This is a genomic window from Streptosporangium sp. NPDC051023 (assembly GCF_040689595.1).
Classification (GTDB): domain Bacteria; phylum Actinomycetota; class Actinomycetes; order Streptosporangiales; family Streptosporangiaceae; genus Streptosporangium.
In genome coordinates, this window is record NZ_JBFBCE010000017.1 from 128,703 (window position 1) to 138,462 (window position 9,760).

Sequence of the window (9,760 nt, forward strand, 5' to 3'; positions counted from 1 at the left end):
CCACCCACTGGTTCCCGTCCACCGGTGCCCGCTCGCCGGGCCGGTGGACGGACCTCGCCGCGCCCGAAGGCGCCGCTCAGCGAAAGGTTTTCCCCGATGCTGCTCGACCCCGGCATGGACCTCACCTTGCGGCCCATGCGCTACCCGGACTTCTACGAACGCTACCGGGCCGCCATCCGCAACACCTGGACCGTCGAGGAGGTGGACCTCAACTCCGATCTGGCGGACCTGGCCAGGATGACCCCCGGGGAGCGCCACCTGATCAACCGCCTCGTCGCGTTCTTCGCGACCGGCGACTCGATCGTGGCCAACAATCTGGTGCTCAACCTCTACCAGCATGTCAACGCCCCCGAGGCGCGTCTCTACCTCAGCAGGCAGCTGTTCGAGGAGGCCGTGCACGTCCAGTTCTACCTCACCCTGCTGGACACCTACCTGCCCGACCACGAGGAGCGGGTCAAGGCCTTCGCCGCGGTCGAGCACATCCCCTCGATCAGGGACAAGGCCGAGTTCTGCTTCCGGTGGATCGACTCACTCGGCGGGCTCACCCGGCTCGAGTCGCAGGAGGACCGGCGGGCGTTCCTGCTCAACCTGATCTGCTTCGCCGCGTGCATCGAGGGCCTGTTCTTCTACGGCGCCTTCGCCTACGTCTACTGGTTCCGCTCGCGGGGCCTGCTCGGCGGCCTGGCCACCGGGACCAACTGGGTGTTCCGCGACGAGTCCATGCACATGGAGTTCGCCTTCGGCGTGGTGGACACCGTGCGGGCGGAGGAGCCCGAGCTCTTCGACGACAAGCTTGGCGCCCAGGTCACCCAGATGATCGAGGAGGCGGTCGAGGCGGAGCTCGCGTTCGCGGCGGACCTGTGCGGCGACGGCCTGTCCGGGATGAGCGTCGGGCAGATGAGGCAGTACCTTGAGTATGTGGCCGACCAGCGGCTGGTCCGCCTTCAGCTGCCCGTCCGATACGGCACCGCCAACCCGTTCGCGTTCATGGAACTGCAGGACGTCCAGGAACTGGCCAACTTCTTCGAACGGAGGGTTTCGGCCTATCAGATAGCCGTCGAGGGAAACGTCTCTTTCGACGAGTCCTTCTGAATAGGCGGCGAGCACGGGGGCATCCAGTCCGGAAACCGACGACCAGGGAGAGAAGCCGTCAGTGTCCAGATGGATCATCTTGCTCGCCTCGATGCTGGCCGCCGCCGCCTGCGTGGAGATGGTGCGGCGGGCGTTGCGCTGGAGGTTGATCGGCGAGAAGTGGGTTCTCGCCGCTCCGCTTGTGCGCCGCTGCACCTGGCCCGCGTTCGCGTTGGCGGTCGTGGCGGCCGCCAACGTGGTCTACCAGCCGGGCATGGCCGAGGGATCGGTCGACGACGCGATCGAGCGGACGATCAGCCTGTTCATGATCGCCTGTGTCACCTGGCTGGTGATCCAGGCCGCGTACGCGGTCACCGACGTGGTCCTCGACCGGTTGGTCACCGTCGAGGGCGAACGCAACCGCCGGGCCAGGCGGATCCGAACCCAGATCACCCTGGTCCGCAGGGTCGCCTCCGCGGTGATCATCATGCTGGCGCTCGGCGCCATGCTGTTCACCTTCCCGGAGGTGCGCGCGCTCGGCGCCGGGCTGCTCGCCTCGGCGGGCATCGCGGGCGTCGTCGTCGGCATCGCCGCCCAGTCGATGCTGGGCAACCTGCTGGCCGGGCTGCAGCTGGTCTTCAGCGACGCGCTCAGGCTGGACGACGTCGTGGTCGTGCAGGGGGAGTGGGGCCGGATCGAGGAGCTGAGCCTCACCTACGTGGTGCTGCGCCTGTGGGACGAGCGCAGGCTGGTCCTCCCGGTCTCCTACTTCACCACCAATCCGTTCGAGAACTGGACCAGGCACACCAGCCGGGTGATCGGCGCGGTGATGTTCCGGATCGACTGGACCATCCCGGTCGACGAGCTGCGCACCGAGCTTTACCGGGTCCTGCGCGAGCACCCGCTGTGGGACCAGAAGGACTGGACCCTCCAGGTCACCGACACCCTCCCGAACGGCCTGCTCGAGCTGCGCGCGCTGATGAGCGCCGCCGACTCCCCCAGTGCCTTCGACCTCAAGTGCGACATGCGCGAGCACCTGGTGAAGTTCGTCAGGGAGAAGTATCCCGAGTCGCTGCCCAGGCTCAGGGTGGACACCACCTGACGCGACGGCTAGGAGGAGGGGCCGGGGCGCAGCACCCTGGCGGCGCCCGCGATCAGGGCGGTCGCCAGGATCCAGCCGGAGGCGACCAGGGCCCAGGCCAGCCACTGGGTCCAGCCGACCGGCTCCCACGCCCCCCGCTGCTCGAAGACGCTCACCGGAGCGAGCAGATCCAGTGTGTAGACGAACGGCTGGAAGACCCTGACCTCGTCCGGGTCGATCTGCGTCGGAGGCACGACGCTGAAGACCGCGGTGCCCGCGGTCAGCAGCACCGCGACCCACAGGCCGGCCAGCCAGGGACGGTAGCCGTACCCCACAACGAGGTCGAGCAGCCTGCCCCAGATCCTGCCGGTCGGCTTGAGCGTGTGGCGGCGCTGGCGCTGCTTGGCCAGCAGCACCCGCCTGGCGTCCTGCTCGTGGCCGATCCTGCGAAACCACGCGGCCAGCTGCTCGTATGGCTGAGGGCGGTAGCCGTACGGGTCTTTGGCCACCCATAAGAGACGGTCGGCGACCGTCCAGTCGGAACCGCGCAGCGCCTCGTAGACCAGTCCGTTGAGATGGACCCCGTCCGGGTAGTCCGCGGGGCTGTCGAACAGGAGGCCGATGCGGGAGTAGGCGAGGTTGACCTCCCCTTCGATGGAGGCGGGCCGCAGGATCAGCTCGTCCATCTGGGCGTGGCTCAGATGGAGCGCCCGGCCAGGGGCCTCCAGCGTCGCCCCGTCGAAGGACAGGATGCCGTTGACGTGCGAGTTGCGCATCCTGACCGTGCCCTTCGCATGGAACCCGGCGCTGAACTCCGCCGCCCCGGATTCCATGAAGTCCGCCTGCACGGCATAGGGGCCCGTCCCGACGATGACCGACCTCTGCAGGTAGAGGCCACCGTGGAACTTCGCGCCGATGATTCGCAGGCCGCCGCTGACCCGCATGTCCCGCATGAACGCCCCGCCCTCGACGCTCAGGCCGCCCGCCCACAGCGCCCAGTGGCTCTGGCCGAGCCCCCGGTCCCGCATCTCCGCCTCGGAGAGGGTTCTGCGCACATCTTGCAGCACGCTCTCCGACGCCCTTGACGGTTCCGCGGGAGCGTTCAGCCGTGCTCCGGCAAGCCGGAACTGTCCTTTGACCTGGGCATTGTCCAGCCGGATCCCGCTGTGGACGGTGGAGCCGTCGAATTCGAGCAGGCCGTTCACCGTGCACCTGGCCGCCCTGACCCGCTCTATCTCGCACCCTCGGAAACGCACGCCCGCGGTGGTCGCGTCGGTGAGGGAGACGCCCCCGGGGAGGTAGCAGTTGAGCATGTGCAGCTTGCCGGTCAGCGTGGCGTCGGACACGTCCAGCACGCCCGTCACATGGGCGCCCGCCAGCCGCAGCCCGGCGGTCTTGCCAGGCTCCGCCTCCCGCGCGCCGAGCAGCAGCGCCGCCACGACCTCCGCCCTGACCGTCCGTTCCGGCCCCCACCCGGCCCCGTTCACCGGGTCGTCGGCGTCGCCGTCCCCGGACCGCAGATCGACCCAGGCGCCTGAGGGGTAGGCGTCCCAGACCCGTCGTTCCGCGGGGCTCAGCCGCTGGAAGGGCCGCGCTGGAGGCCTCCCTTCTGAGTCCGTGGTGCGGCGTGGGCGAATGGTGCTGAACATTCGGCCTCTCATCTTTTGGGGGATGCGCTGATTCGGCGAGAGGAACGTCCAAGGAGAATCTATCCCGTGCAGATCTTCGATGGTTTCGAGCTGTCGGTCGACGACCATGTCGCCACGTTGCGGATCGACCGCCCCGCCAAGCGCAACGCGATGAGCGTGGCCATGTGGCGGACACTGCCCGAACTCGTCGCGTCGCTGGCCGCCGATCCCGCCGTGCGGGTCCTCGTCCTCACGGGCGCGGGCGGCACCTTCTGCTCGGGGGCGGACATCTCCGAGATTGCCGGACTGTCCGAGGCGGGGGACGACACGGGCCTGACCGTCGTCGCGGAACGGGCGCTCGCGGAGTTCCCCAAGCCGACGATCGCGATGATCGAGGGATTCTGCGTTGGCGGCGGCTGCCAGCTCGCCCTCGCCTGCGACCTCCGTCTCGCCGCGGAGGGCGCCCGCTTCGGCGTCACCCCCGCCAAGCTCGGCGTCGTTTATCCCTTGAGCTCGACCCGCCGCCTCGTCGACATCGTCGGCCCCTCGACCGCCAAACTCCTGCTCTACTCGGCCGACCTCGTCGACGCCGCCACCGCGCTGCGCACCGGCCTGGTCGACGAGGTCCACGCGCCGCAGGCGCTGCCGGAGCGCGTGTACGGCCTGGCACGCACCTTCACCGAACGTTCCCAGCTCACCTTGGCCGCGACGAAGGAGGTCATCGACGGCCACGCCGACGAGGCGCGCTTCCGCCAGTGGCAGAAGGAGTCACGCGAGGAGAGCGCCGAGGGCGTCGCCGCTTTTCTCGAGAGACGGCCCGCGCGTTTCCCGTGGACCTGGTGACTCCTCCCAGCGCCGGTGTCCGCCTCTCGGGGACGCCTGGGTGGGTCACGCCGGGGACATGACCTCGTAGAGGTTGTGGTTCTCGTCGACGAAGAACAGCCCGCGAGGGCAGAGCGGGTGGTCGATGCGGCCGTTGTCCGGGGTCGTGGGGCCGTTGCCGTACGGCACGGCGTACTCCCGCAGGCGGGCGAGGATCCGGTCGAAGGTCGCCGGGTCCACGTCGAATGCCAGGTGGAGACCCTGGGGATCGTCGACGGTCATGTAGTCGAGAGTGAGGGAGTCGTTGACCCGCACCGGGATGAAGTGACCGCGGGCGCCCGCAGGCGGCAGGCACTCCAGGCCCATGATGTCGGCGAAGAACCGGGCGGCCCTTCCGTTGTCGGTGGCGGGGACAATGGTGTGGTTCAGCGTGATGGTCATGACGGGCCTCTCATTTCAGGACACCGTGGACGAACACGTCCACGATTTCGGCGGTGCTCAGCTCGGGGTCACCCGCCGGACGGCGGGCACTTGAGAACATCAGGTTGAGGAAGAGCGTCGCCAGACGCTCGGGGGACAGGCGCAGGGAGTCGCTCTCCGGCTCGAACAGCTCGGCCAGCGCCTCGCGGGTCTGCCTGAACGAGGCGGCGCGACCGGAGGCGGGGGAGTCCTCCTGGGCGGGCGCACCGTCCGCGGGGGAGGAAGGCCCGTCCTGCGGGTCCTGGGGCCGATTGTCCCTGGCGGGCCCGGGGGGCTGCGGCGTGCCAGGTCTGGGTCCGGGAGCGGGGCGCTCGTGGGAGCGGTGTCCCGACCCGTGCAGGGCACCCAGGACGGTGCCGATCCGCTCCATGTGCGCCCGCATGACGTCGGCCGCCTCGGTCAGCCGGGCGATCAGCGGCTGGTCGAGGGGGACGGCGGCGAGCTGTTCCAGCACGTGGTCGGGGCGGAGCGCCTCGACCACGCAGGCGTCGAGCAGTTCGTCCTTGTCGGTGAACGCTCGGAAGATCGTGGCCTCGCCGATGCCGGCGGCTCTGGCGATCTGCGCGGTGGTGACGGCGGTGCCGTGCTCGGCGACGAGCGGGAGGGCGGCCAGGACGATCATCTGTCGCCGTTGCTCGATGTTCATTCCCGGCGCGCGCCGCCGGGGAGGTTTGAGATTCATGGCTTCATAGTGCGGAGTGAGTATTCACTCCGTCAATCGGTTTTCGGTTGGCCACGGCGGCGGCCAACCGGGCCCTGGGGGCGATGGCCGTGAGGAAAGCGATGTTTGCCCAGCTCATCCTGCTTGTGGGTGCTATCGGACACCGAAGAAGATTCTCCGTCCCCACTTCGGAGAGAACATCACGCGACGCCCCGCGAGAGGCCAAGCTATGTCCCTGTGAGGACCCGCGCCCCGAGTTCCCGTCCTCGCCGGCGTGCCTCGGTTACGCTGAATTTCGACGTCCGGAGGACGACCCCCCATGTTCACCACGGAGGAGCGGGTAACCCGCTTGGAGGAAGATTTCATGGTGCTCAGCGCCAGATGCGGACAGCAGGCCTCCGCGCGCGCGTACGAGGCGCTGACGCCCGTTTACGCGCAGCTCGACGTGCTGACCGACCGGGTCGACCAGATGGCGGGCCAGCTCAAGCAGGTCGAGCAGCGGACCGAGCAGATCGACGCCAAGGTCGATCTGCTCCGTGACGAGATGCGCGAGCGGTTCGAGGGCGTCGAGAAGCGGTTCGCCGCGATCGACCGGCGGTTCGAGCGGCTGGAGCGGCGGATGGACGACATGGCCAAGTCCAATGCCGTCATGTTCCAGGCCATCCTCGACAAGCTCTCGGAGAGGGCCTCGGAGAACTAGGGCGTTCCCGGGGCCGCTCGTCGGTATCGGCGTCGGCGTCGGCCCGGTACGGTCCGCGTCACCGCGAGCCGTACCGGCGCCCAGGAGCACCGGCACCGGTGAGGCCGTGGGCACGGCCTCACCGGAAGAGCACGGCCTCGCCGGAAGACCGCGCGGTGGGCGGGGCCGATTTCCTAGCGCTCGACGATCTCGTTCTTGCCGATGACCACGATGCCGTTCCGGGTCACCGCGAAGCGGCTGCGGTCGTACTCGAGGTCGAAGCCGATCCGGGCGCCGTCCGGGATGACCACGTTCTTGTCGACGATGGCCCGGCGGACGACGGCCCCCCGGCCGACCTTCACGTTGCCCATCAGCACCGAGTCCTCGACCCTGGAGTGGGAGTGCAGCACCACGCCGGGAGAGAGGATCGAGCGCTCCGCCAGGCCGCCGGAGACGATCACACCGGCGGAGACGAGCGAGTCGACGGCCCGGCCGACCCGGTCACCGTCGTTGTGCACGAACTTGGCCGGGGGCAGCGGGTCGTGACCGGTGTAGATCGGCCACTGGCTGTTGTAGAGGTTGAAGACCGGGTGCGCCGAGATGAGGTCCATGTGGGCCTCGTAGTAGGCGTCGAGGGTCCCGACGTCCCGCCAGTAGCCCCTGTCCCGCTCGGTCGATCCGGGCACGACGTTGTCGGCGAAGTCGTAGACCTCGGCGGTGCCCGACTTCACCATCATCGGGATGATGTTTCCCCCCAGGTCGTGCTTGCTGGTGGGGTCGAGCGCGTCCTCCCGCAACGCGTCGAGCATCGCCTGCGTCCTGAAGACGTAGTTGCCCATCGACGCGTACACCTGGTCGGGCGCGTCGGCCAGCCCGACGGCGTCCTTGGGCTTCTCGCGGAACGCGACGATCCGCCGCCCCGCCGGGTCCGTCTCGATCACGCCGAACTGGTCGGCCAGTGATATCGGCTGCCTGATCGCGGCGACCGTCACGTCGGTGCCGGAGTCGACGTGCTGCGCCACCATCTGCCGGGGATCCATCCGGTAGATGTGGTCGGCCCCGAACACGATGACGTGCTCGGGCATCTCGTCGTAGATCAGGTTCAGGTTCTGGAACAGCGCGTCGGCGGAACCGGAGAACCAGTGCGGCCCGAGCCGTTGCTGTGCGGGGACGGGAGTGACGTAGTTGCCCAGCATGGACGAAAGGCGCCAGGTCTGGGAGATGTGCCGGTCGAGGCTGTGGCTCTTGTACTGCGTCAGCACGACGATCTGCAGGTAGTGACCGTTCGCCAGGTTCGACAGCACGAAGTCGACGAGCCGGTATATCCCCCCGAAAGGTACTGCGGGCTTGGCCCGGTCAGCCGTCAGTGGCATCAGCCGCTTGCCTTCACCACCGGCGAGCACGATCGCGAGGACTCTCATAACCAGGACCTTAACCTGACGCACAGGGATGAAACACTAGGGTGATCGTATGCGTGTTGATCTGCTGAGTCGTGAGTATCCACCAGAGGTGTACGGCGGGGCGGGGGTCCATGTCGAGTACCTCGCCCGGGAGCTGCGCCGGCTTGCGGACGTTCGGGTCCGCTGTTTCGGACCGCCGCGTCCCCAGGAGGGGGTGGCGGCCTACCGGGTTCCCGGCGGCCTTGAGGCGGCCAACGCCGCGCTCCAGGTGCTCGGCGTCGATCTGGAGATGGCGGCGGGCTGCGAGGGCGCGGATCTGGTGCACAGCCACACGTGGTACGCCAACTTCGCCGGTCACGTCGCCAAGATGCTGTACGGCACGCCGCACGTGGTCACGACCCACAGCCTGGAGCCACTGCGCCCGTGGAAGGCGGAGCAGCTGGGCGGTGGTTACACGCTGTCGTCGTGGGCCGAGCGCGGCGCGCTGGCGTCCGCCGACGCGATCATCGCCGTCTCCGAGGGGATGCGCCGTGACGTGCTCGCCTGTTATCCGGAGATACCGGAGGAGAAGGTCTCCGTCATCCACAACGGGATCGACACCGGCGAGTACGCCCCGGATCGGGACACCGGCGTCCTGGCCAGGCACGGGATCGACCCGGGCAGGCCGTACGTCGTGTTCGTCGGCCGGATCACCCGGCAGAAGGGCCTGGTCCACCTGCTCCACGCGGCCAGGGCCTTCGACCCCGGCGCCCAGCTCGTGCTCTGCGCGGGCGCGCCCGACACCCCGGAGATCGCCGCGGAGGTCACCGGGCTGGTGCGGGGCCTCGAACGGGAACGGGAGGGCGTCGTCTGGATCTCGGAGATGCTCCCGCGCCCCGAGGTGATCCAGATCCTCACCCACGCCACGGTGTTCGTCTGTCCCTCGATCTACGAGCCGATGGGCATCGTCAACCTGGAGGCCATGGCCTGCGAGACCGCCGTCGTCGCCACCGCGACCGGCGGCATCCCCGAGGTGGTCGCCGACGGCTCGACCGGCCTGCTGGTCCCGATCGCGCAGTCCGCGGCCGACGGCACTCCCGACGATCCGGAACGGTTCGCCGCCGATCTGGCCGAACGGGTCAACCGGCTGCTGGCCGACCCCGTGCTGGCCGCCGAGATGGGCGTCGCCGGGCGGACCAGGGCCGTCGAGCACTTCTCCTGGGCCAGGATCGCCGAGCGGACGATGGACCTGTACCGCTCTGTCGGCCGCTCCTGACCAGCCGCGTCGCCCGCTCGTTCAGGGCGGGGAGGACGCCGGCAGGGGATGGCTGCGGGAGCCGGTGAGACTGGCGAAGATCGGCCGGCGGGTCCTGTCCTGCCCGCCGCCGGCCCCTCCCCGCCTGACCAAGCCCCACCAGACAGCAGGTACTGATCTCGCTGCCGAAAAATCCGTTGGCACATCCGTACCTTTGCCCGGAAACCTACGTGTCGCCACAGAAGTGACGGCCGTTCGCCCTCCCCGGTCCGTTGGCGCGGCCCATGAGGTCCGGCCCATCAGGTCCGCCTGATCAGGCGGATACAGGCTGCTGAGAGGGGCGAGGGGGAGTCCTGGAGCCTCTTTTGCCCTCCGTTTTCCGGGAGTGCGACCGGCGTCCATTCGGTGAGACTATGGAGATCTGTTGGGTGCGAACGAAGCCGGGCCTGTGTCAGCTTTGGGCCAGCTCAGCCTGTCCGATCCGAGCTGGCGGCCTGCGGCAACGCCTCAGGCGTCCCGGACGCCACTCCTCGGCCCCGACCCCGCCGCGCCGCTCGGGTGCCCCGCCAGGTCCTCGGTCAGGTCTATCCCCCAGAGCAAGGAGACCGCTGTGGACGATGAGAACTACCCCGTCGAAGACGTCGACGATGAGAATGAGACCAGGGGCATCAGCCGTAAGACCCTGCTGAAGGCCGCGATCATAG

The 9,760-nt window shown here is 68.9% G+C and carries 9 protein-coding genes; 5 read left to right on the forward strand and 4 right to left on the reverse strand.

The features are described from left to right. The first annotated feature begins 96 nt into the window (after window positions 1–96). Both AB0395_RS14150 and AB0395_RS14155 read left to right on the forward strand, forming a co-directional pair. A complete protein-coding gene (locus AB0395_RS14150; RefSeq protein WP_366280576.1) occupies window positions 97–1,092 on the forward strand; it encodes a ribonucleotide-diphosphate reductase subunit beta in 996 nt (331 codons plus the stop codon). A 61-nt stretch (window positions 1,093–1,153) separates the two neighbouring features. Continuing rightward, window positions 1,154–2,173 (forward strand): mechanosensitive ion channel domain-containing protein, encoded by a 1,020-nt coding sequence (locus AB0395_RS14155; RefSeq protein ID WP_366280578.1) that lies wholly within the window; start codon window positions 1,154–1,156, stop codon window positions 2,171–2,173. An 8-nt stretch (window positions 2,174–2,181) separates the two neighbouring features. Here the strand turns inward: AB0395_RS14155 and AB0395_RS14160 are convergent, their stop codons facing one another. Further along, complete coding sequence (locus AB0395_RS14160; RefSeq protein ID WP_366280580.1) at window positions 2,182–3,801, reverse strand: pentapeptide repeat-containing protein; 1,620 nt, start codon at window positions 3,799–3,801, stop codon at window positions 2,182–2,184. A 66-nt stretch (window positions 3,802–3,867) separates the two neighbouring features. Between AB0395_RS14160 and AB0395_RS14165 the strand changes: the two genes are divergently transcribed. Next, a complete protein-coding gene (locus AB0395_RS14165) occupies window positions 3,868–4,623 on the forward strand; it encodes an enoyl-CoA hydratase-related protein (RefSeq protein WP_366280582.1) in 756 nt (251 codons plus the stop codon). Window positions 4,624–4,668: 45 nt separating this feature from the next. Here AB0395_RS14165 and AB0395_RS14170 read toward each other — a convergent pair whose 3' ends face one another. Beyond that, window positions 4,669–5,043, reverse strand: coding sequence for a VOC family protein (locus AB0395_RS14170; protein WP_366280583.1), 375 nt, complete (start codon window positions 5,041–5,043; stop codon window positions 4,669–4,671). A 10-nt stretch (window positions 5,044–5,053) separates the two neighbouring features. Beyond that, window positions 5,054–5,764: a TetR/AcrR family transcriptional regulator gene (locus AB0395_RS14175; protein WP_366280585.1), complete on the reverse strand. Its 711-nt coding sequence runs from the start codon at window positions 5,762–5,764 to the stop codon at window positions 5,054–5,056. Between the two features lie 298 nt (window positions 5,765–6,062). Between AB0395_RS14175 and AB0395_RS14180 the strand changes: the two genes are divergently transcribed. Continuing rightward, window positions 6,063–6,443, forward strand: coding sequence for a hypothetical protein (locus AB0395_RS14180; protein ID WP_366280587.1), 381 nt, complete (start codon window positions 6,063–6,065; stop codon window positions 6,441–6,443). A 173-nt stretch (window positions 6,444–6,616) separates the two neighbouring features. Here the strand turns inward: AB0395_RS14180 and glgC are convergent, their stop codons facing one another. Further along, window positions 6,617–7,867 (reverse strand): glucose-1-phosphate adenylyltransferase, encoded by a 1,251-nt coding sequence (gene glgC, locus AB0395_RS14185; protein ID WP_366280589.1) that lies wholly within the window; start codon window positions 7,865–7,867, stop codon window positions 6,617–6,619. Window positions 7,868–7,892: 25 nt separating this feature from the next. Here glgC and glgA point away from each other — a divergent pair, with 25 nt between their 5' ends. Continuing rightward, complete coding sequence (gene glgA / locus AB0395_RS14190) at window positions 7,893–9,077, forward strand: glycogen synthase (protein WP_366280591.1); 1,185 nt, start codon at window positions 7,893–7,895, stop codon at window positions 9,075–9,077. The last annotated feature ends 683 nt before the right edge of the window (window positions 9,078–9,760 follow it).

Coding starts and splice junctions, on each gene's coding strand:
- AB0395_RS14160 (WP_366280580.1), bottom strand. CDS start 3,801: ATGTTCAGCACCATTCGCCCACGCCGCACCACGGACTCAGAAGGGAGG.
- AB0395_RS14170 (WP_366280583.1), bottom strand. CDS start 5,043: ATGACCATCACGCTGAACCACACCATTGTCCCCGCCACCGACAACGGA.
- AB0395_RS14175 (WP_366280585.1), bottom strand. CDS start 5,764: ATGAATCTCAAACCTCCCCGGCGGCGCGCGCCGGGAATGAACATCGAG.
- AB0395_RS14150 (WP_366280576.1), top strand. CDS start 97: ATGCTGCTCGACCCCGGCATGGACCTCACCTTGCGGCCCATGCGCTAC.
- AB0395_RS14180 (WP_366280587.1), top strand. CDS start 6,063: ATGTTCACCACGGAGGAGCGGGTAACCCGCTTGGAGGAAGATTTCATG.
- glgA (WP_366280591.1), top strand. CDS start 7,893: ATGCGTGTTGATCTGCTGAGTCGTGAGTATCCACCAGAGGTGTACGGC.